This window comes from Arthrobacter sp. Cza30, from assembly GCF_059090765.1.
The window spans coordinates 174,658-196,639 of sequence record NZ_JBNHGA010000003.1 but is presented as its reverse complement, the minus strand read 5'-3'; the positions used below and the strand labels follow the sequence as shown (position 1 = coordinate 196,639).

General features: G+C 70.3%; 23 protein-coding genes. 9 read left to right on the top strand and 14 right to left on the bottom strand.

Annotation, left to right across the window (positions count from 1 at the left end; translation table 11 throughout):
- Window positions 1-10 precede the first annotated feature (10 nt).
- Both AC5RVZ_RS10540 and AC5RVZ_RS10535 read right to left on the bottom strand, forming a co-directional pair.
- Entirely contained in the window at window positions 11-1,036 is a 1,026-nt protein-coding gene (locus AC5RVZ_RS10540) for an NADPH:quinone reductase (RefSeq protein ID WP_494065705.1), read from the bottom strand.
- A 114-nt stretch (window positions 1,037-1,150) separates the two neighbouring features.
- A complete protein-coding gene (locus AC5RVZ_RS10535; RefSeq protein ID WP_494065704.1) occupies window positions 1,151-2,392 on the bottom strand; it encodes an amidohydrolase in 1,242 nt (413 codons plus the stop codon).
- Between the two features lie 156 nt (window positions 2,393-2,548).
- On the opposite strand from AC5RVZ_RS10535, the gene AC5RVZ_RS10530 reads away from it, so the two are divergent.
- A complete protein-coding gene (locus AC5RVZ_RS10530) occupies window positions 2,549-3,031 on the top strand; it encodes a GNAT family N-acetyltransferase (RefSeq protein ID WP_494065703.1) in 483 nt (160 codons plus the stop codon).
- Here AC5RVZ_RS10530 and AC5RVZ_RS10525 read toward each other — a convergent pair whose 3' ends face one another.
- Genes AC5RVZ_RS10525 through AC5RVZ_RS10515 form a run of 3 tightly spaced genes read right to left on the bottom strand, consistent with a single transcriptional unit; the run spans window position 3,032 to window position 5,759 of the window.
- Complete coding sequence (locus AC5RVZ_RS10525; RefSeq protein WP_494065702.1) at window positions 3,032-4,060, bottom strand: cation diffusion facilitator family transporter; 1,029 nt, start codon at window positions 4,058-4,060, stop codon at window positions 3,032-3,034. It abuts the gene before it with no gap.
- Window positions 4,061-4,062: 2 nt separating this feature from the next.
- On the bottom strand, window positions 4,063-4,563 hold the full coding sequence (locus tag AC5RVZ_RS10520) for a transporter substrate-binding domain-containing protein (RefSeq protein WP_494065701.1): 501 nt from the start codon (window positions 4,561-4,563) through the stop codon (window positions 4,063-4,065).
- 47 nt (window positions 4,564-4,610) lie between these two features.
- Window positions 4,611-5,759, bottom strand: coding sequence for an FAD-dependent oxidoreductase (locus AC5RVZ_RS10515; RefSeq protein ID WP_494065700.1), 1,149 nt, complete (start codon window positions 5,757-5,759; stop codon window positions 4,611-4,613).
- Window positions 5,760-5,858: 99 nt separating this feature from the next.
- Here AC5RVZ_RS10515 and AC5RVZ_RS10510 point away from each other — a divergent pair, with 99 nt between their 5' ends.
- Window positions 5,859-6,431 carry a TetR/AcrR family transcriptional regulator gene (locus tag AC5RVZ_RS10510; protein ID WP_494065699.1) on the top strand — a complete coding sequence of 191 codons (573 nt, stop codon included), beginning with the start codon at window positions 5,859-5,861 and terminating at the stop codon, window positions 6,429-6,431.
- A gap of 21 nt (window positions 6,432-6,452) precedes the next feature.
- On the opposite strand, the gene AC5RVZ_RS10505 is transcribed toward AC5RVZ_RS10510, so the two are convergent.
- Window positions 6,453-6,977: a GNAT family N-acetyltransferase gene (locus tag AC5RVZ_RS10505; RefSeq protein WP_494065698.1), complete on the bottom strand. Its 525-nt coding sequence runs from the start codon at window positions 6,975-6,977 to the stop codon at window positions 6,453-6,455.
- A gap of 158 nt (window positions 6,978-7,135) precedes the next feature.
- On the opposite strand from AC5RVZ_RS10505, the gene AC5RVZ_RS10500 reads away from it, so the two are divergent.
- Together AC5RVZ_RS10500 and AC5RVZ_RS10495 are read left to right on the top strand one after the other, a co-directional pair.
- Window positions 7,136-8,203 carry a fatty acid desaturase family protein gene (locus AC5RVZ_RS10500; RefSeq protein ID WP_494065697.1) on the top strand — a complete coding sequence of 356 codons (1,068 nt, stop codon included), beginning with the start codon at window positions 7,136-7,138 and terminating at the stop codon, window positions 8,201-8,203.
- Between the two features lie 151 nt (window positions 8,204-8,354).
- A complete protein-coding gene (locus AC5RVZ_RS10495) occupies window positions 8,355-9,176 on the top strand; it encodes a GNAT family N-acetyltransferase (protein ID WP_494065696.1) in 822 nt (273 codons plus the stop codon).
- Here AC5RVZ_RS10495 and AC5RVZ_RS10490 read toward each other — a convergent pair.
- The 4 genes from AC5RVZ_RS10490 to AC5RVZ_RS10475 all read right to left on the bottom strand — a co-directional run bounded on the left by AC5RVZ_RS10490 (window position 9,160) and on the right by AC5RVZ_RS10475 (window position 15,271).
- Window positions 9,160-10,164 (bottom strand): nucleotidyltransferase domain-containing protein, encoded by a 1,005-nt coding sequence (locus AC5RVZ_RS10490; RefSeq protein WP_494065695.1) that lies wholly within the window; start codon window positions 10,162-10,164, stop codon window positions 9,160-9,162. The genes AC5RVZ_RS10495 and AC5RVZ_RS10490 overlap by 17 nt on opposite strands.
- A 178-nt stretch (window positions 10,165-10,342) precedes the next feature.
- Entirely contained in the window at window positions 10,343-12,181 is a 1,839-nt protein-coding gene (locus AC5RVZ_RS10485) for a thiamine pyrophosphate-requiring protein (protein ID WP_494065694.1), read from the bottom strand.
- Between the two features lie 79 nt (window positions 12,182-12,260).
- Window positions 12,261-13,850, bottom strand: a complete 1,590-nt coding sequence (locus AC5RVZ_RS10480; protein WP_494065693.1) for an SLC13 family permease — start codon at window positions 13,848-13,850, stop codon at window positions 12,261-12,263.
- Window positions 13,851-14,191: 341 nt separating this feature from the next.
- Window positions 14,192-15,271, bottom strand: coding sequence for a DNA polymerase IV (locus AC5RVZ_RS10475; protein ID WP_494065692.1), 1,080 nt, complete (start codon window positions 15,269-15,271; stop codon window positions 14,192-14,194).
- A 135-nt stretch (window positions 15,272-15,406) separates the two neighbouring features.
- On the opposite strand from AC5RVZ_RS10475, the gene AC5RVZ_RS10470 reads away from it, so the two are divergent.
- From AC5RVZ_RS10470 to AC5RVZ_RS10455, 4 genes are all read left to right on the top strand, one after another.
- Entirely contained in the window at window positions 15,407-15,877 is a 471-nt protein-coding gene (locus AC5RVZ_RS10470; RefSeq protein ID WP_494065691.1) for an SRPBCC family protein, read from the top strand.
- Window positions 15,874-16,338 (top strand): DUF6098 family protein, encoded by a 465-nt coding sequence (locus AC5RVZ_RS10465; protein ID WP_494065690.1) that lies wholly within the window; start codon window positions 15,874-15,876, stop codon window positions 16,336-16,338. The genes AC5RVZ_RS10470 and AC5RVZ_RS10465 overlap by 4 nt, the downstream gene beginning before the upstream one ends.
- A 15-nt stretch (window positions 16,339-16,353) precedes the next feature.
- The gene (locus AC5RVZ_RS10460; RefSeq protein WP_494065689.1) at window positions 16,354-16,743 is read left to right on the top strand and encodes a sugar ABC transporter ATPase; all 390 of its coding nucleotides are present in this window, start codon (window positions 16,354-16,356) and stop codon (window positions 16,741-16,743) included.
- Window positions 16,744-16,819: 76 nt separating this feature from the next.
- A complete protein-coding gene (locus AC5RVZ_RS10455) occupies window positions 16,820-17,815 on the top strand; it encodes a glycosyltransferase (RefSeq protein ID WP_494065688.1) in 996 nt (331 codons plus the stop codon).
- Window positions 17,816-17,848: 33 nt separating this feature from the next.
- Here the strand turns inward: AC5RVZ_RS10455 and AC5RVZ_RS10450 are convergent, their stop codons facing one another.
- The 4 genes from AC5RVZ_RS10450 to AC5RVZ_RS10435 all read right to left on the bottom strand — a co-directional run bounded on the left by AC5RVZ_RS10450 (window position 17,849) and on the right by AC5RVZ_RS10435 (window position 21,449).
- Window positions 17,849-18,109, bottom strand: a complete 261-nt coding sequence (locus AC5RVZ_RS10450) for a CDGSH iron-sulfur domain-containing protein (protein ID WP_494065687.1) — start codon at window positions 18,107-18,109, stop codon at window positions 17,849-17,851.
- On the bottom strand, window positions 18,106-19,059 hold the full coding sequence (locus AC5RVZ_RS10445; RefSeq protein WP_494065686.1) for a glycosyltransferase family 2 protein: 954 nt from the start codon (window positions 19,057-19,059) through the stop codon (window positions 18,106-18,108). Before AC5RVZ_RS10445 ends, AC5RVZ_RS10450 begins: the two co-directional genes overlap by 4 nt.
- 3 nt (window positions 19,060-19,062) lie before the next feature.
- Window positions 19,063-20,124 carry an iron-containing redox enzyme family protein gene (locus AC5RVZ_RS10440; RefSeq protein ID WP_494065685.1) on the bottom strand — a complete coding sequence of 354 codons (1,062 nt, stop codon included), beginning with the start codon at window positions 20,122-20,124 and terminating at the stop codon, window positions 19,063-19,065.
- Window positions 20,125-20,219: 95 nt separating this feature from the next.
- Entirely contained in the window at window positions 20,220-21,449 is a 1,230-nt protein-coding gene (locus AC5RVZ_RS10435; protein WP_494065684.1) for an MFS transporter, read from the bottom strand.
- A 239-nt stretch (window positions 21,450-21,688) separates the two neighbouring features.
- Between AC5RVZ_RS10435 and AC5RVZ_RS10430 the strand changes: the two genes are divergently transcribed.
- The gene (locus tag AC5RVZ_RS10430) at window positions 21,689-21,979 is read left to right on the top strand and encodes a DUF4287 domain-containing protein (protein WP_494065683.1); all 291 of its coding nucleotides are present in this window, start codon (window positions 21,689-21,691) and stop codon (window positions 21,977-21,979) included.
- The last annotated feature ends 3 nt before the right edge of the window (window positions 21,980-21,982 follow it).

The following is a 21,982-nucleotide window of genomic DNA, read 5'->3' as shown; positions in this document are numbered from 1 at the left end:
GGCCGCAGCCTCAGCGGTTGTCGCCGGAGACGTCGATGAGCACCTTGCCGATGGCGCCCTGCTCGACGGCATCGTGCGCGCCCGCCGTCTCCTCGAGCGCGAACCACGTCAGCGGCAGGCCCGCATCCTCTCCGACGGGAAGGGCACCGTCGCGCAGCGCGGCCGTGATGTCCTCGGCCGCCGCCGTGAGCGCGGCACCCCCGACGGTGTAGAGCAGGAGGCCCTGCAGCCGGACGTTCTTCGCGAACGTGGGCCGCACGGGGATCCTCGCCTGATCCCCGCCGTTGTCGGCGTAGTAGGCGATGCTCGCGTGGTTCGCGACCACCTGCCCGTCGAGGGCCGCGTTGCGCGCGAGCGACACTTCGACGACGTGGTCGACGCCGTCCGGCGCGATCGCGGTGATCTGCTCCGCGGCGTCTCCGGCGGTGTAGTCGACGACATGATGTGCGCCGGCGGCGCGGGCCAATGCCGCCTTCTCCGCGCTCGAGATGGTCGCGATCACCGTCGCCCCGGCCCAGACGGCGAGCTGGATCGCGGCGTGGCCGACCGCGCCCGCGCCGCCGGCGACGAGCACGACGCGCCCCGTGAGGGAGCCCGGGGAGAGCCGCGTGGGGCCGAACTCATGTACGGTGAGCGCCCGGTGCGCGGTCATCGCGGGAACGCCGAGGCTCGCGCCGACGTCGAAGCCCGTGCCATCCGGCAGCTTCACCGCGCGGGATGCCGGAACGACGGTGTACTCCTGCGCCGTGCCGGTCGGCCGGCCGTGCTGCGCGAGGTAGAGCCACACACGATCGCCGACCTCGAGACCCGTCACCCCTTCGCCGACGGCGTCGACGACGCCCGCTCCGTCCTGGTTGGGGACGATCTCAGCCGATGAACGCGCGCCGCTTCCCGCCCGGGACTTCCAATCGGTCGGGTTGACGCCCGACACCGCGACCCGCACGCGCACCTCGCCTCGACCCGGCTGCGCCGGCTCGCGCTCCACGAGCGACAGGACGGAGGAGTCACCGGTGCGGGAGTAGACGATCGATCGCATGCTCCTACCCAACACCGCGATGCCCGTCCGCATTTCAGCCGTCACGCGATGACGGTCTCCCCACCGCGAGCGCGCCACACGGAAGCAGTGTGCGTCCAGGCAACCGCGCGCGGATCATCCCTTCCAGGAGGTGCGCCCGAAACGCTCCCAGCGCTCGACGACGCGCGGCGTACGGTCGGTGTCGCTCGCCGGCTCGACGACCGCGCGGCCTCGGATGAAGACCTGCTGCACGTCCGATCCGATCGCCAGCGGATCGCCGGACCACACCACGATGTCGGCATCCCGCCCGGCGGTGAGGGAGCCGACACGCGCGTCGAGTCCGAGAATGGATGCCGGGTTCACCGTCAGCGCCTCGAGAGCAGTCGCAGCGGGCAGCCCCTCGCGCACGGCGAGGATCGCCTGCAGGCGCAGCTGATCGATCGGCACCACGGGGTGGTCGGTGGTGATGGCGACCTTCACACCCGCCGCGGCGATCAGGGCGAGGTTGCCGATCGCGCGATCCCGCAGCTCGACCTTCGAGCGACTGGTCAGCAGCGGACCGAAGATGACGGGGATGTTCTTCTCGGCCAAGACGTCGGCGACCTTGTGGCCCTCGGTGCCGTGGTTGACGACGAGCCTGTAGCCGAACTCCTCGGCGATGCGGATCGCGGTCGCGATGTCGTCGTGACGGTGACAGTGCTGGTCCCACACCAGGTCGCCGTCGAGCACGGCCGCGAGGGTCTCGTCGGTGAGGTTCCGCTCGAACGGCTCGCCCTTGGTGATCGCCGCCGCGCGCTTCTCGGCGTAGTTGCGCGCGCTCACGAAGGCCTCGCGCAGGACGGCCGCGACGCCCAGGCGCGTCGAGGGCGTCTGCTTCTTGTCGCCGTAGACCCGCTTGGGGTTCTCGCCCAGTGCCGACTTGACCGACACGTCGAACGAGACCACCTGCTCGTCGACCGTGCGACCGCCCCACGTCTTGATGGCGACCGTCCGTCCGCCGATCGGGTTCCCCGAGCCCGGCTTGATGACGGCGGTCGTCACTCCGCCGCGCAGCGCGTCGCGGAAGCCGACCTCCTCGATGTCGATGCCGTCGAGCGCGCGGAAGCGCGCCCCGTTCGGGTCGGTCATCTCGTTGGTGTCGTTGCCCGACCAGCCCTCGCCGTCCTCGTGCACGCCGAGGTGGCCGTGCGCCTCGACGAATCCGGGGAGCACCCAGCCGCCCGAGGCGTCCACGACACGAGCGTCGTCCGGGATGGGAGTATCGGGCCCGCCGACGGCGGAGATGACCCCATCCGTGACCACGACCGTTCCGTTCTCGATCGGATCGCCGTCCACGGGAACGACATAGCCGCCGGTGATCGCCAGGAAGTCAGTCATCCTTCCACCCTAGGCGCCGCTCCGGCCGGGCCAGCCTGTCGGGCTGACGGTGACACGGGGTGTGTGCATCCGTGAGCGTGGGCACGGCGAGTCGGTGAAGAGCTGCGCGCGGCGGTGGCCGACCTGTCATGATGGCGAAAACGCGAAGGAGTCCCCATGCCCGGCACACCCTGGTTGCCCGCCGACTTCGAGCACCCGCTGCGAGAGCAGCTGACCGAAGAGGTGCACCTGCGCCCCATCCGTGCTGCGGATGTGGACATCGACATGGTGGCCGTGCACGCGAATCAGCCCATGCTGTGGGAGAAGTACGGCGAGGCATGGCACTGGCCGCCTGCGACGATGACACGCGAACAGGACGAGGAGGACCTTGCGCGTCACGCCGCCGAGATGGAGACGCACGAGTCGTTCAACTACGCGGTGCTGACCGCGGCCGAGGACCGGCTGCTGGGCTGCGTGTACATCGACCCGCTCGACCCGGTGGACGGGCGCATCGCGGCGGAGGTGTCGTGGTGGACGGTCGCGGATGCGCCTGCCGGTGTCGCTGAGCGACTCACGGCCTTCGTCCCGGCATGGCTGGCCGAACGCTGGCCGTTCGGCGTCGTGACCTACCCCTTCAATCCCGAGGCGCGCGACGCCTGATCATTTCCGTTCGCGGTCCTTCGTTCCGCGTCCGGCCGCCTCGCCGGAGGGCGCATCCTCGCCCCGGTCCGTCGTCAGGTAGGCCGGGAGCGCATCCGTCGGCACCAGCACCACATCGTGGAGCTTCCAGTCGAGCCTCTGGCACGCCTCACGCGCTTCCCGCAGCTTCGCGAGAGTCGGTGCGCGGTCGCCGGCGGGCACGATGAACGCCTCGACATGGAGGAACTGGCCCTGGTCGCGTACGCGCACGCCGACATCGCGAACCCAGGGGAGTCGTTGGAGGTCGTCGATCACCTTCACAGCGTCGGAGTGAGGCCGATCGTCGTCGAACGTGGTGGCCCGCGTGTCCATGAGGTCGGTGATGGCGGCCTTCGTGTTCTTGAATCCATCCCACAGGATGCTCAGCGAGACGAAGATCGCCGCCGCGGCGTCGGTCCACCACCAGCCCACGCCGATTCCGGCGACACCGACGATCGTGCTGACCGCCGTCATCCAGTCGGCCTTGTTCATGTCGGCATCCGCGTACAGCACCTTGTTGTGCAGCTGCCTGGCCAGCTTCATCTTGACGCGCCCGAAATAGATGGGCAGCGGGATGGTGAGCGCCATCACGCCCATCATCAGCCAACCGAGCCATACCTGGGTGCCGAACAGGTTCACCGAGCCGATCGGCGGCCGCTCGCCGCGAAGGAGGCCGACGGCCGACTCCGCCAGGAGCAGTGCTCCCACCGCGAACAGCGCGACGCCGGCCACGAGGTGGCCGACTCCGACGGACCGGAAGAACCCGTACGGGTACTTCTTCGAGGGCGGCTGACGGATGACGCGGACGGCGATGAGGAACGCGAGGGGCGGTGCCAAAGAGAGCAGGTCCTCCACCCAGGCCGTCTTCATCGCCTGAGAGTTGCCCATGACGATGTTCACGGCCACGATCGCCACCGCGAGGAACGCGATCGTGAACCACTCGAAGCGGATGGCGCGGCGAAGGGCGCCCGCCTGCTCGTCGGGCATCGCCGAAGGTGCGTCGCTGTTCATCTTCACTCCGCGCTGCGGTGAGCCTGCAGGAAGGTCTCCACGGTGACCAGGAACCGATTCTCGCCGGCCCTGGTGAGCAGCACATGCTTCCCGGTCGTCCCATCGCTGTGCCGCTCTTCGACGTACGGGGCCGTCATCGCCGCCTTGTCGGTCCACGGTGTGTCGTCGGTGAAGCCGCCGATGACGAGGTCGAGGTCCCCGCGGTGCAGAGCCTCCGTCAGCGGTGCTTCCGCGCCCACCGTCCACTCGATCGAGGCATCCAGCTGCTCCGCGATCCCAGCGACGAGCCGCACCTCCGAGCCCGACGGGCCGCCCGAGGTGGAGGTGTCGGTCCACGGAGGATTGTGCGTGATCCCCGCTCGCAGCACGCCATCCTGAACCCGGGCGGAGGTGCCGTCGGCGTCGGCCGGCACGGCGGCGCAGCCGGAAAGCAGCAGGGCCGCCACCGTGAGGGTGGCGAACGCGGCGCGCCGCGGGAGCGGCGTCGATGTGGTCGCGGACATGGCCCTCACCATAGCCCGCGCGCGGTGTGCCGCCCCCGCGGCTCGCGTCAGAGCGGGCGCCGGAGCTCGCGCAGGAGCGGGCTGACGAGGGTCTCGACGTTCGTATGCGCGAACGCCAGGTTCCGCAGCGCCGCCGGCCCACGGGAGCGGACGAAAGTGAACCGGGCCAGTCGGCGCGACAGTGACTGTGCGCGCTCGGTCCGGCGGCGACGTCGGCGCTCATAGAGCTCGAGCGCCTTCGGCGCAGATGCCGCGTCTGCCCGTGAGAGCTCGTCGGCGAGGGCCGCAGCGGACTCCAGCGCCATCGATGCTCCGACGCCTGCCGTGGGAAGGAACCCCACTGCGGCGTCCCCCACCAGCGCGAGGCGGCCTGCGGCCCAGCGAGAGGCTCGCACGTCCGACATGGGCCAGACCGTCACCGCCCCCGCGGATGACGGCATCCAGCGAGCATCGGCGAGCCCGTGCTCTCGCATCAGCTGCACCGCGGCGGCCGGCCGATCGGCTTCGACAGCGAAGCGCTCGGACGGCGCACCCACGATGACGCAGAGTCGATCGCGGCATGGATAGGTCCCGACGAAGCTGCCGACGCCCCAGCGCTCGGTCACTTCGCCCACCTCGGCCAACTCGGCGGCCGCCCACCAGACCAGGCATGCCCACCCCGTGTCGAACCTTCGCGTCTGGTCGGTCACGCAGGGGCGCAGGCTCGAGCCGATGCCGTCGGCGCCGATCAGCACGTCGACCCGCTCCTCGCTCCCGTCGTCAAGGCGCACGTCCACGCCGGATGCCCCGGGCGAGACGTCCGTGACCGTGCGGCCATAACGGAGGTCTGCACCTGCCGCCGCGACGTCCGACAGGAGCCCCATCAGGTCACCTCTCGCGAGCAGGCCGACGTGCCCGTACTCCGACACCTCCGCCGGTATCCCGGAGCGGGACAGCACCGTGCCCTCGTGATTGCGCGCGGTGTAGGTGTGCATCGGCATGGCGGCGGCGACCATGTCTTGATAGACCCCGACCGCGTGCAGCACGCGCGTTCCGTGCGGCCAGAGGGCGAGCGCGTACCCGTCGCCGGCATCGCTCGCGGCACGGCGCGGCACGGCTGCGCGCTTCTCGACGACGGCGACATCGTTCCCCTGGCGGTGCAGCAGCGCCGCGAGGGTCAGTCCGGCGATTCCTGCGCCGACGATCATGACGCGCATGAGCGCTCCCCGGTGCGGCCGACAGTCGGCATGGTCGCTCCTCTACATCTGTTGAGGCTGCTACTCTACAGATGTAGAGACATTCTGCAAGGGGGAACCGTGGCCACCAGCACCGCACGACGGACGTTGATCGCGGATGCTGTGCTGCATGTCCTGGCAGATGCCGGCAGTCGAGGGCTCACGCATCGCGCGGTCGACGCTGCGGCAGGGTTGCCGAAGGGCTCGACGTCGTACTACCTGCCGAGCCGCGCCGCGCTGATCGATGCCGCGGTGGCGCGGCTCGCCGAAGCCGATGAGGACGCGGTTCGCGATCTGGAGCCGGGAGACCTCGCGGCGGCGATGAGCCGGCTCATGCGCGACGCGATCACCGGGGACGGCCGCATCCGGACGCTGGCCCGCTACGAGCTCTCTCTGGAAGCGGCACGCCGGCCCGACGTCGCTCGAGCACTGTCCGCCGGCGCGGAGCGATTGCTCGACGTGCTCGCCACGCGCCTCGCGGCGACGTTCCCGCAGAGGGAGGCGGCGGCGCGGGCGCGGGACCTGCTGACATTCCTGGACGGCATCCTGTTCGCCGAGGTGACCCGGAGTCTGGGAGAGCCTCGCCCGCAGGTCGAGCTGCAGGCATCCGTCGATCGGATGCTGCGCTCGGTGCTCATGCCGGACGACCGATGAGCCTGCTGCCGCCGTGACCGGTCAGAGCTTCGCGCTCATGAAGAAGCGGTTCAACCGCTCCCCGTCCTTCACGACCGTCTCGGCATACTCGACGCGGAACCCGGCGGCCTCGAACACCGGTCGCGCCACCAGGCTCGCATGAGTCGTCATCTCCGTGATGCCGAGGTCGTGAGCCGACCTCCGCACGTCGGCAAGCAGGGCGGTGGCCACGCCGCGGCCGCCGAAGTCAGGATCGACGAACAGCCGGTCGACGTAGCCGGCTTCTGAGAGGTCGGCGAAACCGGCGACCGTGCCGTCGATGTCCGCGACGAAGGTCCGCACGCGCGCTCGGTCGGCGCTCCACGCGGCCAGTTCACGAGGTCCGCCGAGCCAGGCCTCCACCTCGGCTTCGCTGTATCTCGATCGTGCTGTGATGCGCACAGCGCGCTCGAAGATCCGGAGCGTCGCTTCGGCGTCCGCGGCCAGGTACGGGCGTATCGACAGCGACGTGCCATCCGCCAGCCGCAAGCGCGAACGCCGGCTCCCCGGTTCCTGCGTCTGTCTCACGTCGGTGCCTCCCCCTGCCCAGGAGATGATGCCACGCGAGCGCCCCAGCGGTCGGGAACCCTGCCACCGGCGCGGCCAAATGGCAAGCCCCTAGGGTGGCAGGCCGTGGTCCGGGCTGAATTCTGATTGTGATCGACGATGACGCAACAGCAGCGGGTGTGCTCAGAACAGCGCGACGGCCGAAGGGTCGCGCGACGAGTGACTTCTCGGCACTCGCCGAAGAGATCCGGAACGCAGGTCTTCTGCGGCGACGATACGGCTACTACTGGGCCAAGCTGATCGGGCTTCCCGCCACTGTCGTCGCGGCTCTCGCGCTCTTCGTCTGGATCGGCGACACCTGGTGGCAGCTGTTCACAGCAGCAGGATTCGGGATCCTGTTCGCGCAGGTCGCCTTCCTCGGTCACGACGCCGCGCACCGGCAGATCTTCGTGTCGGGGCGAGCCAACGACTGGGCGAGCCTGATCATCGGCGACCTCTTCATCGGGATGAGCTACGGCTGGTGGCACCACAAGCACTCGAGGCATCACGCCAATCCGAACAAGCGGGGCGCCGACCCCGACATCGAGCTGCCGATCATCGCCGTCACACCGGGACGGGTGCGGCAGGTGCGCAACCCACTGGCACGCTGGGTGCTGTCGCACCAGGGCGCGTTCTTCTTTCCCCTGCTGCTTCTCGAGGGCGTGTCGTTGCACGCGTCGAGCGTGCGGCGCGTGCTGGCGCGCGAACACGTGCAGCGCCGCTGGTGGGAGATCGCCCTGCTGACCGTCCGCCTCGGCGGGTTCGTCGCCCTCGCCTTCGTCGTGCTGTCCCCCGGGATCGCCGTGGCCTTCCTCGCGGTCGAGCTCGCGGTGTTCGGCTTCTACATGGGCGCGTCGTTCGCGCCCAACCACAAGGGGATGCCCGTGATCGAGGCCGGTGACAAGCTCGATTTCCTCCGTCGGCAGGCGAGCACCAGCCGGAACATCCGTGGCAGCCGCGTTCTGGATGTCGTGATGGGGGGCTTGAACTACCAGATCGAGCATCACCTGTTCCCGTCGATGCCCCGCCCGCATCTGCGCCGCGCCTCTCGTCTGGTCCGCGCGTACTGCGACACGCACGGTGTCCCCTATACGTCGGTGGGTCTGTTCGCGTCCTATCGGATCGTCGTCCGCTACATCAACCGGGTGGGTCTCGGGGAACGCGACCCCTTCGAGTGCCCTCTCCTCGCCCAGCGGCGCGCCATCTGAGCGGTCCCGCTCCGGGGCGGTCGCCGTCGGCGAAGATCCCTCAGCCTGCCCACCGCCTGCCGGAAGACGCTTCGCGCTGAGGACAGCGACCCCCGCGGTTCCGTCGACGGCTCCGCGCGGTGGGTACGCTGGTGCGTCGTCGGGATGGCCGATGAGCCGACCGCAGCAGCGGCGAAAGGGGGAGCGGATGGATGCCGGCGCACTGATGCGCGTCACGGAACTCAACCTCGCCGCGCACGCCGCACTCCTGCACGGGTTCGTTCCGGGGGCGACGACCCGCGAGCGAGGGGACTTCCAGATCTGCGACAGCGGACTGGACCATGACACGTACAACACGGTGTCGCGCGTCGCGTTCACCGACGGCTTCGCTCCCGAAGTCGTCCGCACGATCGCCGACGAGGTGCGAGCCGCCGGACGACCGTTCTCATGGTGGGTAGCCGAGACGCAGGATCAGTGCGATCGACGATCGCTCCTGACCGAGTCGGGGTTCGCCGCGGGGGAGAGCGAGACCGCGATGACCCTCCTCCTGTCTGACGTGACGTACCCCGATCGTGACTCCGGTGCCGAGATCCGGAAGGTGACGTCCTCGAGCGCGATGGCCGAGTATGCCAGCATCCTCGCCGCCAACTGGGACCCGCCCGCTGCCGCCGTGAGGGACTTCCTCGAGCTGGCGTCGGCCGGACGGCCGTGGGAATCGCCGGAAAGCCGCTTCCTCGTCGCCTATCTCGATGGCCGGCCGGTGGCCGGAGCCGAAGTGTTCATCAGCAACGGCGTGGCCGGGATCTACGGTGTTGCGACGCTGCGGCAGCACCGCGGTCGCGGAATCGCCACCGATCTGATGGCCGCGGTCCTCCGTGACCTCGCGGGCATCGACGTGGCCGTCCTCCAGGCCACGGCCGACGGCAGCTCGATCTACCGACGGCTCGGTTTCGTACCCGTCGGCGCCTTCACCGAGTTCAACCTGCAGGAGTAGCTTCGGTCTCCCGTCGCCTGTCTTGGAGCAGCTGCTCCCGCAGCTGCCGGAGCGCGGCCACCGACGCGGTGATGTCGGCGTCGAGCGGTCGCAGCCACGCGTCTGTGGCGGCGGGGAAGCGGCTGCGGAAGAGTCCGGCGAAAGCCAGCACGTTGTCCCGAGCGTTCTGTTCCGGGGTGACGTCTTCGCCGACCTGCCTGCGAGCCTCCATCGACATGTCTATCCTCGCGATGAGCCATTCTGGCAGATCCGGTGGAACGCCCGGCTGAGCGTGCGCGGCGATGAGCAGAGCCTCCGCGAACCGATCCCCGCCATGGCGATTCGCGCGTGCTTCGAAGTGGGTCCAGTACCGTCCCAGCGAGCCGGCGCGTTCGCCCCACACTTCGGTGGCTGCTTCAGCGATCGCTGTGGCAGCCCGCCGCACTGCGGCCCACGCGCTGGTCGGGTCATCGCACGACACCTGCTCCGCGAGAGTCAGAGCGTGCTCCGCGCGCGAGATCCAGGCCGTGATTCGGCGCCGGACCACCTCGGGGGCGAACCGCCATTCCGTTGCAAGGCGCAGAAGCTCAGCGGCGGCGCCGTTGTCGTCGCGTCCCCACCATCCGCCGTAGACCTTGTCGATGCCGTGGAACCAGCGGTCGTTCTCGAGCGCGGCGGTCATGTCGGCCACGGTGCGGATTTCCGTCTCATCGAAGACGAGCCTGCCCGCGTCGACGGCGGTGTACAGCCCTGCCGCGCCCCACAGCTCGCTCAGCTCGTAAGCCCGCCGGTCGATGTCCGCGCAGACATCGTCGACAGGTCGCCCCGCGCTGACCACGATGACGTCGATATCGCTCAAGGGCCAGTGCTCCCCGCGGCCCACGCTGCCGCCGACGATGAGGCCGGTTACGCCGCCCACGGCCGCGAGGCAGTCGATCGCCTGCTCGGCGCGGGCGGCGAGCCGCCGTTCCCAGCCTTCGATCCTGGGATCTGATGCTCCGTTGTGCATGTGGCCTCCTCGCGCACCGGCCGGGCGTCGAAACGGTCCCACCATGCCTTGTCGTCCGCCATCGCGCCAGCGTCGCGGAGCGACATCCGAGTCATCCGGCCGCGATGCCCCGTGATCCGCTCCTCTTGCCGATCCGGGCGCCGCGTGCAGACGGCCCCGATGTACGGTGCGACGAGAACTACGCGGTGTCGCTCTCGATCCGCACGTACTCGTCGACCAGCCGGAGGGCTCGCCGAGCCAGCGGGTCGCCGAGCGCCGCCTCCTGACGCAGCGCGTCGAGCATGACGTCCGTCTTCTGCTGGCCCGAGGCGAGCGGCGGAAGGAGCGGGATGGCGGCATCCGTCTTCAGATGCAGCACGTACGGGCGGTCGGCGGCGAAGGCGCGCACCCAGGCGTCGCCGACCTGGCCGGGATCGTCGACGCGTTCGCCTGCCAGACCCAGCAGCTCGGCGAAACCCGCGTAGTCGAACGAGGGGAGGTCCTGACTGGCGGCGTATCGCGGCGCACCCTCCATCTCGCGCTGCTCCCAGCTGACCTCGGTCAGCTCGCCGTTGTCGAACACCGCAACCACGAATCGGGGGTCGGTCCACGTCCGCCAGCGGTGTGCCACGGTCAGCAGCTCGCCCAGACCGGTCATCTGCATGCCGCCGTCCCCGGCGAGCACCAGCACGGGGCGGCCGGAAGCCCCGCTCTTCGCGGCCACCCCGTACGGCACGCCGCATCCCATGCTCGCAAGCGTGCCCGAGACGTGAGCCGGCACACCCGGCGGCAGGACGAGCTGCCGCGCGTACCAGTAGACGACGCTGCCGACGTCCATCGCGATGGCGGCGTCTGCCGGCAGCGCATCCACGAGCTCAGCGACGACCCGCTCGGGGTTGAGCGGTTGCGCGTCGACGTCAGCGCGTCGACGCCGGACCTGATGCCACGATGCCACGTGCGCCTCCACACGCGTTCGCCAGTCGGGTCGGTCGGGGCTCGGCAGCCCTTCGATCAGCGCCGCGAGAGCCGCTCCGGCGTCGGAGGCGATTCCCACATCGATCGGGTACCGGTCGCCGAGTCGCCGTGGGTCGATGTCGATCTGCACGGCCCGGGCCTGGCCGGGCGCGGGGTAGTACTCGGTCCAGGGATCGTTCGAGCCCACGATCACGAGCGCGTCGCACTCCGCGAGGATCGCGGCGCTCGCCGTCGTGCCGAGATGTCCCATCGTGCCGGCCACGAGCGGATGGCGCTCGTCCACGAAGGGCTTGCCGAGCAGGCTCGTCGTGACCCCTGCCCCGAGCTTGTCGGCCAGCCCCAGGACGGCATCCGTTGCGCCGGCAGCCCCGCGGCCCACCAGCAGCGCGGGCCGAGCGGCTCGCCGGAGGAGGTCGACGGCCGCGCGGACGTCCTCCTCGCGGGGCCGGACATCCGCCGCCGCGAAGGAGGCGGCGGTCACGACCACGCCGTGCTCCCGGGCGTGCTCGGCTGCCGGCGCCTGCTGCACGTCGTGCGGCAGGATGATGACCGCCGGACCCGCGCCGCCGCGGGCGTTGCGGAACGCCTCGTCGATCACGAGGGGGATCTGCTCCGGCGTCACGGCCTCGCCGACGTAGAGGGCGACGTCCGCGAAGAGCGTCTTCAGCTCCACCTCCTGCATGTAGCCGGATCCGAGCACCGTGCGGTGCTGCTGTCCGACGACGGCGACCACCGGCACGTGGTCGAGCTTGGCGTCGTAGAGCCCGTTCAGGAGATGGATGGCTCCCGGGCCCTGTGTCGACAGGGCGAGCCCGACGCCCCCGTGGAACTTCGCATCGCCGACCGCCATGAGGGCGGCGTTCTCCTCGTGGCGCGCCTGGATGAAGTCCGGCCCGGCGGAAGCGCGCCGCAGTGCGTCCAGCACCGGGTTGATCCCGTCGCCGCTGTACCCGTAGATCCGCTCCACGCCCCACTCGTGCAGTCGGGCCACGACAGCGTCGGCGACGTTCCTGTCGGAGCCGACGCGGGATGCCTCTTCGCCGGTGCTGTCATCGTCTGCCACGGGGTCCTCCGATGCGGTGAGCGTGTCGCCACGGTAGAGCCAGGCGTCCCTCGGTGCACGGGCCTTGACAGGCCCGCTGTCAGAATCGCCAGATCAGGGGCACGTACAGCACCGCCACGGCGATGAAGAGGATCGAGAGCGGGAGCCCGAGGCGCCAGTAATCCCCGAACCGGTAGCCCGCCGGCTGCATCACCATGAGGTTCACCGGCGTGGCGATCGGCGTGAGGAACGACGCGGCGCCGACGACGGTCAGCGCCATCATGAACGGCTGAACGCTGACATCGAGGGTCTGCGCGAACGATGCCGCGATCGGAACCATGACCAGCACGGTGGCGACGTTCGAGATGAACTGGCCGAGCACCAGGGTCAGCACGCAGATGGCCAGCAGCGCCAGGTGGGGCGACGCGTTCCCCGCCAGGGCGAGCACCGCGCCCGCGATCACATCGGCCGCACCCGAGGTCACGATCGCTTCGGACAGCGGGATCATCGCGGCGATCAGCACGACCGTGCTCCACGAGACGGCTCGGAACGACTGAGGCACCGTGACGACGCCCGTGACGATGAGGGCGCCGGCGGCCACCAGCCCGACGATCGCGGGGGGAAGGATGCCGGTGGCCAGGAGCACGACGGCAGCGGCCAGGATCGTCAATGCGCGCTTGGCTCCGCGGCCCATCGGCACGGTCCGCTGCAGGGCGCGCGGAGATCCGACCGGGATGACATCGGGTGAGGCCACGTAGCGCTGAAGGGCGTCCCACGGCCCCTGCACGAGGACCGCGTCGCCGGCTTGCAGCGCCACGGCGGTCGGCGTCTCCGTCGACCCGGATGTGGCGGTGCCGTCCCCACGTCTGATGGCGAGGACCACCAGGCCCTCGTCCCTCGTCGTCATCCCCGGGGAGACGACGCGGCCGATGAGCGTCGAGCGTGGCGCGATGAGCACCTCCGCCACACCCGTCTCCGCCTGGAAGATGAGCCCCGTGTCGAGGCTCAGGTGGTATGTCTCGCGCCACGAGCGGACGTTCTCACTCGGGTCGGCGATCGGCTCCTCCATGCGTTCCGGTGTCCGGCGGGGGAGCAGCCGGTCGCCCAACAGGATCGACACGGCGAGGGTCAGCACCACGAGGGGGATGCCCGCGAGGGCGAATTCGAAGAAGCCGAACGCGCGCCCGCCCGCATCGGCCGCGGCCTGCGAGACGATGATGTTCACCGGCGTGCCCGTGAGCGTCAGAAGCGAGCCGGCGCTCGCGGCGAACGCGAGCGGGATCAGCAGCCGCGACGGAGCGACGTCGGCACGCACTGCGGCGAGGACCACGATCGGGAGCAGGGCGGCGACCGCGCCGTTGATGCTGATCACAGCCGACAGCAGCGCGGCGACCAGGCCTGTCGCCACCAGCAGCCGCGTCCGCGCGACACCCGCCCGCCTCTCCAGCTGTCGCCCCAGCCATGCGGTCACACCCGTGCTGTCGAGCGCTTCGCTGAGGACGAACAGCGTGGCGATGAAGATCACGATCGGATCGGCGAAGCCGGTGAAGGCTTCGCCGAGCGTGATAACGCCGGTCGCCCACAGGGCGACCGGAACGAACATCGCCACGATGACCATCGGCACGCGATTGGTGACGAAACCGAGCACGGCGAGTGCCAGCACGGCGAAGGTCAGCGTCGATGTGCTCACCGTACGGGTCCCTTCTCGTCGCGCGTGTCGATTCTGTCTCATCCGCGGCTGATCCGAGCCGGACCACGGGTGAAGGCGCGGGTGATTTTTCGACACGTCGGGTTCGCGCTCCGCTATCAATGACCTAGGCGTTGCTGACGAGCCGCGACAGAGACGTCATCCGAGAGAGATGTCACAACGCAACACGTTGCGCCCGAATCGCTGTTCCCCTGATTCGGCGCTCGTCGGCACGCCTCACGAGGAACCCGGCCGCCCCCCAGCGGCCCGGCTTTCCAGGTGCCCCGTCCGTCCCCAGGGACGGGGCACCTTCTCGCCGTCGCCGACACGGGTCCCGTCCCGGGTCACCATCCGCTGCGCGTGGGCGTATGGCCTTCTCGGGCATCCCGGGGCATCGTCAGCTCCGCGCGCATGCCCAGCAGGCGGATGGGACGATCGCGCTCGATCCTCTCGACGAGTTCCATGGCCCGCGCGACCACGGTGTCGCGGTCAGAGGTCGCCGCGATCTTCTTGGTGAAGGTCTTGGTGATGAAGGGGGCGTAGCGCACCTTGAGTCCGAGGCCGACGACCGGCCGGCCGTCGGCTGCGACGTCCTCGAGCACCTGATCCAGGAGTGCTCGCGCGGCGGCCACGATGTCATCGCGCTCGACGAGGTTCTGCTGGTAGGTGGTCTCCCTGCTGTGGCCCCGCGGAACCCACGGCGTGTCGTCGACCACCGACGACCCGTCGCCGCGGCCGAGCTGGCGGTACCACGGTCCCATCCGTGGCCCGAACTCCTGCACGAGCGGGGCGTCTTCGGCGGCTGCGAGCTCGGCAACGGTGCGGATGCCGAGCGCCGCGAGCCGTTTGGACACCTTCGAGCCCACACCCCAGAGGTCGATCGTCGGCCGATCGCCCATGACCTCCAGCCAGTTCTCCGCCGTGAGGCGGAAGACGCCGCGCGGCTTGCCGAACCCGGTCGCCACCTTCGCCCGCACCAGGGTGTCGCCGATCCCCACGCTGCTGTGCAGCGAGGTTCGGTCCAGCACCGCCTGCTGCACGCTTCTCGCGTAGCCCTCCGGGTCGTCCGTCTCCACGCCGACGAACGCCTCGTCCCAGCCGAGGATCTGGATCACAGCGCCGGGCTGCGCGCGCAGCGTCGCCATCACCTCCGCCGACGCCGCGTTGTACGCCTCATGGTCGACCGGCAGGATGACCGCCTCCGGCGCCTTGCGAGCGGCGACGCGAAGCGGCATCCCCGAGCCGACCCCGAAGGCGCGAGCCTCATAGGACGCGGTCGAGACCACAGCCCGCTCGGTCGGATCGCCCCGGCCTCCGACGATCACCGGCTTGCCGGCGAGTTCCGGCCGGCGGAGCACCTCGACGGCCGCGATGAATTGGTCGAGGTCGACGTGGAGCACCCAGCGTCGGGTCGGCTCGCTCATGGGCTCAGTCTGCCCGCGCGAGGTGCCGCCACGCGACACCCGCTGCGGGATACATCGGCCCCGGCGGAAGGTCAACCCCGTGCCGCGGATGCCGCAGGTTCCGTACCGTGGCCATCCACGAGGAAAGGAGCCGCCATGGCCACCAGCAGTGTGACCGCAGAGATCGAGGTCGACGCGCCCCTGCGCGCGGTGTACAACCAGTGGACGCAGTTCGAGGAGTTCCCCGAGTTCATGTCGTCGGTCAAGCGGATCGACCAGTTGGACGATCAGCTCACCCACTGGGTCGTGAGCGTCGGCGGTGTGGAGCGCGAGTTCGACGCGACGATCACCGACCAGGTGCCCGACGACCACGTCGCGTGGGAGAGCCACGGCGAGAAGGTGCACACCGGCCGTGTCAGCTTCTCGCCCGGTGCCGGCGGCGGCACGCTGGTCACTCTCGAGATGACGTGGGTGCCCGAGTCGTTCCTCGAGAAGGCGGGAGCGGCGCTGGACATCGATGAGCGCGCCGCCGAGGGGGACCTCAAGCGCTTCAAGGAGCTCATGGAGCGCCGCGGCCGCGAGACAGGCGGCTGGCGCGGCGAGATCCACGACGAACCCGCATTGTGACGGACGAGGAGAGTCCGGGCGAGGAGGAGCTGTTCGTCCGAGAGGATCTGCCGACGGTGATCGGGTCCCTGGGCCAGCTCGCTGACATCGTCCGCGAGCACGGAACGCTGTACATCCGCTACAGCGAGGGTCCACAGAAGGATCGGGCCCCGAGCGTCGACACCGAGAGCGGGTTGACACTCCCCGGGCTCTCCGTCAACCCGCTGCATGCCGAGGTGTGGTGGACCCGTCCTTTCGAGGACTGGCTGGCGCGCCAGGTCTGCCAGTACCGGGAACTGCGCGAGAAGAATCCTGACCGGTTCGCGTGGGTGCTGCGCGGAACGGAGGTCGGCCGCGGGCCGGACTGCGAGCCGCTGCTGCGCCGCGTCGAGCCCATCGGGCGCCTCGATGACGACCTTCTCGCGGAGGCGTCCGCGCGCTACGAGGAACGATTCGAAGCGGGCCGCGGGCCCGAAGACTGACGAAGGAGAACACACATGTCCGACGACCGACTCGCTGACGACCTCCCCGGTGCCACGCCTCCTGGCGAGACCCTTCCCAGCGACGTTCCGCCGGCGCCCGACGGCCAGACCGGCCTGCAGCCGCTGCGCGACGGTGACACCTCCATCGAACCGGACCCGACGCTCGACCCCGCACAGGCGGAGTGGGACCGCACGACGGCGCTCGACGAGGGCGCGACGGAGGAGGACCTCGACGCCATGACGGTCACCGGCGACGATCCGGCCCAGATCGAGACGGACGACGACCAGGTGCCTGCGGCGGACCGGCCGAGCCCCGCGCTGCAGCCCGAGACGCAGAACGTGGACCCGGTGGTCGCGGAACTCGGCGAAGAGGGTCAGGGCGACCTGGCGCCTGAGGACCTGTGACCACTGCGCACGCCGACCTCGGAGCGCCACGTGCGGCACGTGGGGGGACACAGAGGCCTCGCTGCGGAGCACGGCGATGAGGATCCTGCTGTGGCCGGTCCACGGCGGGTACACGAATGCGCTGGTGCGAGGCGATCACGAGTACCTGATGCCGGTCGCCGTCGAGCCCGGCGCACGCGACGAGGGCCTTGATGGCTGGGGGTGGGAGCGCGCCCGGCAGGTGCCGCTGGATCGCCTGCGGGAGGAGGAGTTCGACGTCGTCGTGCTGCAGAGTCCCGGCGAGATCGACCTCGTCGAAGAGCTGACAGGGCGGGCGCCCGGGCGTGATGCGCCGGCGGTATACCTCGAGCACAACACGCCCCGTCCCGACGCGGTCGCCACGGAGCATCCGCTCGCGAGCCGGTCGGACATCCCGATCGTCCACGTGACGCATTTCAACGAGCTCTTCTGGGACAACGGTCGGGCTCGTACGGTCGTCGTGGAGCACGGTGTGCCCGATCCGGGGCCGCTCTACACCGGCGAGCTCGGCCGGATCGGCGTGGTGGTCAACGAGCCGGTACGGCGGTGGCGGGTGACGGGAACGGACCTGCTGCCGGTGTTCAGTCGGGACGCGCCGGTGGATGTCTTCGGGATGGGTGGGGAGCTGCTGGCGGGTGCGTTCGATGCCGGCCACGACGTGCATGCCGCGGGTGATCTGCCTTTCGCCCGCATGCACCGTGCACTGGCGCGGCGGCGGCTGTATCTGCATCCGTTCCGGTGGACGTCGCTCGGGCTCTCGCTGCTCGAGGCGATGCACCTCGGGATGCCGGTCGTCGGCCTCGCGGCCACCGAGACGGTCCGCGCGGTTCCCGCCGGCGCCGGCGTCGTCTCGACCGACGTCGACGAACTGCGGTCGGCGGTGCGCGCGTTCCTCGCCGATGCGGACCTCGCCCGCGAGGCGGGTGGTCAGGCTCGGGAGCACGCGCTCGCCCGCTACGGGCTCGATGCGTTCCTTCAGCGCTGGGACGCGGTCTTCGCCGACGCCGTCGAGGCGCACGCGGCGGTGCCGACGCTCGATCCACGACCGGTCTGACCGGCGGATGCCGTCAACGGCCCGCCGGCGGCGTCACGGCCGCGGGCCGAGATGCTCGGTGGCATCGGCGGCTGGTCCGCCGGGCGCGGGTGGTTCGGTCCGGAAGCCCGCGAGCTTGTGCGTGCCGTCACACCACGGCTTGATCGCGGACACGCCGCAGCGGCAGAGAGCGACGGTTCTGCGGTGCCGTTCGATCGGCGCACCGTGATCGTCGACGATCTCGGCCGGACCCCGCACGATGAGGGGGCCGTCGGGATACGGCGTGATGGTGACGCGCGATTCCGCGTCGGTCATGGTGCCTCCTTCCGCAGACGCCGCATCGGCGTCGCTGCTCGTGAGATGCGCGTACCGCGGTAGCGGACGCCGCCGCGAAGGCGGACGATCACAGCGAGCCAGATCGTGATCGCGCGTTCGGCGACCCACAGCGGTGCCCACAGCGCTGCCGTCGGCGCATAGACGCGCGTACCGCCGTCACGGCGCCGGCCGAGCTCGGCCACGGCGATGACCGTGGCCGCAGCGGCGGCCAGCGCGAGCAGCCGGCCTCGCGCGAGCGCCGCAGCGGCGAGGGGCAGCAGAGCCAGCTCGCGGATCAGCCGCGCCGGCTGCGCGAAGTCGTCATACGCCTGCCTCACGCGCTGCTCGAAGAAGCGCCGCGCGGTCGGGGGCAGGCGTGTGACGAACAGGTCGCCTGCGACGACCACTCGGCCGCCACGGGCTTGCACCGTCCGCTCGAGCTCGAGGTTCTCGAACAGCACGTCGGTGTCGTATCCGCCGCCGAGAAGCGCTGCTCGGCGCAACCCGACGGTGCCCGAGAAGTCACCGGACAGTGCTCGGTTGAGCAGGCTCCGCCCGGTGTCCCACCGCGCATGCCACGGAGTCGGGCGGAACACATTCTGCACCCGCACGAAGTCCGCTTCGTCCAGCAGCTGATCGACGCGCTGGAGAGCCGCGCGGTCGTAGCGGACGTCGTCATCGGCGATCACGATGTGGTCGTGTCTGCTCGCCTCGATGCCGCTCATGGCGCCGCGGGCCTTGCCGTTGGTACCCGGAACGTGGGGTGCGACGTGACGCACGAACGGCCACGCCCTCGCGTGAGCGCCGAACAGCGGCTCCGCCGAGCCGTCCACGACAGTGACGTCCACCCAATCGGCGAGCGTCTGCAGGTAGGCGGTGAGTTCGTCGAGGTCGTCGTCGTCCTCCCAGCGCAGCGGCAGGACGTATTCGAGGGCCAGGCGTTCGGGCACCCGTCAGCCCTTCGTGGGGGCTTCCGCTGCGCGCAGTGCGCTGCGCCCCTCTGACCACGCCGCGAGCACCTCGTCGCCGGCCATGTCGTCCACCGCCAGGCAGCAGGCCGCGCCGAAGATGATGTCGCGCAGCAGCTCCGGTTCGTCCTCGGCCAGCGCTCCGGCGAGATCGCGCCCCGCGATCTGCTCGTGCACTGCGTCCGCTTCGACGTGCTCGTCGAAGTACCACGTGACGTCTTGCCCGAAGCCGTGGCGGCGGAACCCGTCGCCGTAGGACCGGTTGGGGAGCGACGAGGTCATCTCGAAGGCGGCGAGGTGGCCGACGATCGCCCCGCGCAGGCGCCGGTTGAGCCCGAACATCGACATCATGTTCTGCGCGGCCAGCGTGATCGCCGGCACGCGGTCGAGGTAGGCGCCGTACGTGTCATCCAGGCCGGCACCGCGCATCGTCTGAGCGAAGATCGCGGCGTGCATGCGGTGCGGGTCGCCGGCGCCGTACTCGTCGGACTGGATCTCGACCAGGGCCGCCTTGGCGCGTCCGGTGAGTCGCGGGATCGCCCACGAGTGCGGGTCGGCCTCGCGGAGCGTGTACACGCTGCGCAGGATGAGGAACTCGTCGAGCTGCTCGCGCGTGGCCTTCTTCGCCACGAAACGGGACAGGCTGGGGCCGCTCGTGGGAGCGGTCATCTCGAACAGGCGCCGGGCGACGGCATCCTGCGTCGGATCGGGGAGGGGACCCACGTCGACGATGTCGCGGAGGCGCCGCTCGAAGGCGCGCTCGAGCCGGTCGCGCGCAGCGAGCAGGTCGGTGTGCCACTCCCACTCGCCATCGATGTGGGGCAGCGAGCCGTAAGCGGCCGCGTACAGAAGGAACAGGGCGAGCTGCACATCGTCGTCGCGAAGGATGTCGTCCGTCCCGAGCGCCGCGTCCACGGCGCCGGGGAGGTCCTGGAGGACGACGTCGTCGGGCGACCGCGAAAGTGCGCGGTGCAGGAGCGCGCTGAGCGGTCCGCGGGGACCGAACGAGAACATGTCGGTACGCGACGCGGCGAGAACGTCGGTCATGGAGCCTCCCGGTATGCAGCATCCCCTGGATCAGCGTCGCAGAGCGGGGCGCTCGGCCGGGTGGGGTTGACGACGTGCACGCGGCAGGCTACGGCTCAGCGGCGGGCGAAGACCGCGTTCGCCGCGCCTGCCCCCAACACGACGACCGCGGCCATCACGGGAGCGACGAGTGCCGCAGTGGGCCCGGCGCCGTCGGCGACCAGACCCGTGACGGCGGATGCCGCCGACTGGCCGACCACGATGGCGGACCCGAGCATCGTCATCACGGTCGCCGACCGACCGCGGGGACTGCACGCGGCCGCGAGGCTGTACTGGGTCACGAGGGTCGGACCGATGCCGACGCCGATGACGAGCAGGCAGAGCGCGATCGCTCCCACATTGTCCACGAACGGCAGTGCCAGGGTTCCGGCAAGGAGGACGGATGCGAACACGAGCCACCGGGCGGTCAGCGTGAACCGCGCGGGGAACAGTGCGACTCCGAGGGCCAGCGCGGCAGATCCGATCCCCATCGCGCCATACACGAGCCCGGCCTGCTCGGGCGCGCCGCGCTCGGACATGAACGCCGTGAGCGAGGTGAGCATCGATCCGAAGAACAGCCCCATGCCGAGGGCGCCGGCGACCGGCGTCAGCACGCGAACCCGCAGCAGCTCGCGCGCCGGAGCCTGCGCCAGGCGCTCGTCGCCCGCCGCGGCGGGAACGGACGCGGTCGGGTGCAGCGCGAAAGCGGTGACGAACACGAGGGCGAGCACGGCGGCGCCGAGCACCGGCGCCGCGGGGTTCATCGTCGTCGCCAGCACGCCGACGATCACCGGCCCGAAGACGAAGACGATCTCGTCCGCGGCGGACTCGTAGGCCATCGCGCCGCCGATGACCTTCGTGCGTCGGCTGTCGGGGTAGGAGCGCCCGATGATGCCCACGAGTCGCGAGCGCGAGAGCGGCGCGACCTGCGGCATGGACGCTCCGATGAAGAACGCGGTCACGAGGAGGGCGGCGTCAGGGACGGGCGCGAACGCGAGCCCCGCCATCGTCGCCAGCAGGAGGCTGTTCACGACTCCGGCGACCAGCAGCATCCGTCGTTGCCCGAACCGGTCGGCGGCAGCGCCCAGAAGCGGGCCGAACACGGCTGTGCCGAGCCCCGTCAGTGCGGACGTCGCTCCGCCGAGGGCGAGCGAGTCGCGCGCGGAGACCACGAGCGTCAGGATGCCGACGACCATCATCGCGAACGGGAGGCGAGCAACGAGGGCGACGGGGAAGTAGGCCGGTCCCGCCTCGCGGAGAAGGCTCGGTCGCCGGGTCGGCGGCGCGTCGGCGAGTGTGGTGTGCATCGTCCCCTGGCTCTCAGCCGCACGGTGGCGGCGCATCGTGCCGCCTTGTCCGCGAGCGGACAGGTAGATGCACATCGAAATGGCGTGGCCAGTCTAACGAGGGCTCCTGAGCGTTCCCCGGATCGGGGAGCTGCCCCACCCCACTGACGGCGTCATCCGGAAGTGAGGGGAGGCTCCCGGCGTCCTGGGCGGCCGCGTGACACACTGATCGCTGACACATCGAGACAGGAGAGGTTCCCATGTCGTTCCAGGCGTATCTCGACACGATCGAGGCCAAGACCGGCCTCACTCCTCGCCAGCTGCTCGACATCGCCCGTGAAAAGGGATTCGACTCTTCGACGAAGGCGACGCCCATCATCGAGTGGCTCGCCGCCGACTACGGGCTCGGACGCGGTCACGCGATGGCGATGGTGCACGTCATCACCAAGGGACCGCAGATCAGCGACAAGCACGTCGGCACGGACGGCACGCACGCCGACGCGTCGAACATGCTGTGGCTCGACGGCAAGGCGACGAACCCCAACCCCTGACTC

Bases quoted from the DNA above. Each gene is read 5' to 3' on its own strand.
- AC5RVZ_RS10540 (WP_494065705.1), bottom strand. From the start codon at position 1,036: ATGCGATCGATCGTCTACTCCCGCACCGGTGACTCCTCCGTCCTGTCG.
- AC5RVZ_RS10535 (WP_494065704.1), bottom strand. From the start codon at position 2,392: ATGACTGACTTCCTGGCGATCACCGGCGGCTATGTCGTTCCCGTGGAC.
- AC5RVZ_RS10530 (WP_494065703.1), top strand. From the start codon at position 2,549: ATGCCCGGCACACCCTGGTTGCCCGCCGACTTCGAGCACCCGCTGCGA.
- AC5RVZ_RS10525 (WP_494065702.1), bottom strand. From the start codon at position 4,060: ATGAACAGCGACGCACCTTCGGCGATGCCCGACGAGCAGGCGGGCGCC.
- AC5RVZ_RS10520 (WP_494065701.1), bottom strand. From the start codon at position 4,563: ATGTCCGCGACCACATCGACGCCGCTCCCGCGGCGCGCCGCGTTCGCC.
- AC5RVZ_RS10515 (WP_494065700.1), bottom strand. From the start codon at position 5,759: ATGCGCGTCATGATCGTCGGCGCAGGAATCGCCGGACTGACCCTCGCG.
- AC5RVZ_RS10495 (WP_494065696.1), top strand. From the start codon at position 8,355: ATGAGCCGACCGCAGCAGCGGCGAAAGGGGGAGCGGATGGATGCCGGC.
- AC5RVZ_RS10490 (WP_494065695.1), bottom strand. From the start codon at position 10,164: ATGCACAACGGAGCATCAGATCCCAGGATCGAAGGCTGGGAACGGCGG.
- AC5RVZ_RS10475 (WP_494065692.1), bottom strand. From the start codon at position 15,271: ATGAGCGAGCCGACCCGACGCTGGGTGCTCCACGTCGACCTCGACCAA.
- AC5RVZ_RS10470 (WP_494065691.1), top strand. From the start codon at position 15,407: ATGGCCACCAGCAGTGTGACCGCAGAGATCGAGGTCGACGCGCCCCTG.
- AC5RVZ_RS10460 (WP_494065689.1), top strand. From the start codon at position 16,354: ATGTCCGACGACCGACTCGCTGACGACCTCCCCGGTGCCACGCCTCCT.
- AC5RVZ_RS10455 (WP_494065688.1), top strand. From the start codon at position 16,820: ATGAGGATCCTGCTGTGGCCGGTCCACGGCGGGTACACGAATGCGCTG.
- AC5RVZ_RS10450 (WP_494065687.1), bottom strand. From the start codon at position 18,109: ATGACCGACGCGGAATCGCGCGTCACCATCACGCCGTATCCCGACGGC.
- AC5RVZ_RS10440 (WP_494065685.1), bottom strand. From the start codon at position 20,124: ATGACCGACGTTCTCGCCGCGTCGCGTACCGACATGTTCTCGTTCGGT.
- AC5RVZ_RS10435 (WP_494065684.1), bottom strand. From the start codon at position 21,449: ATGCACACCACACTCGCCGACGCGCCGCCGACCCGGCGACCGAGCCTT.
- AC5RVZ_RS10430 (WP_494065683.1), top strand. From the start codon at position 21,689: ATGTCGTTCCAGGCGTATCTCGACACGATCGAGGCCAAGACCGGCCTC.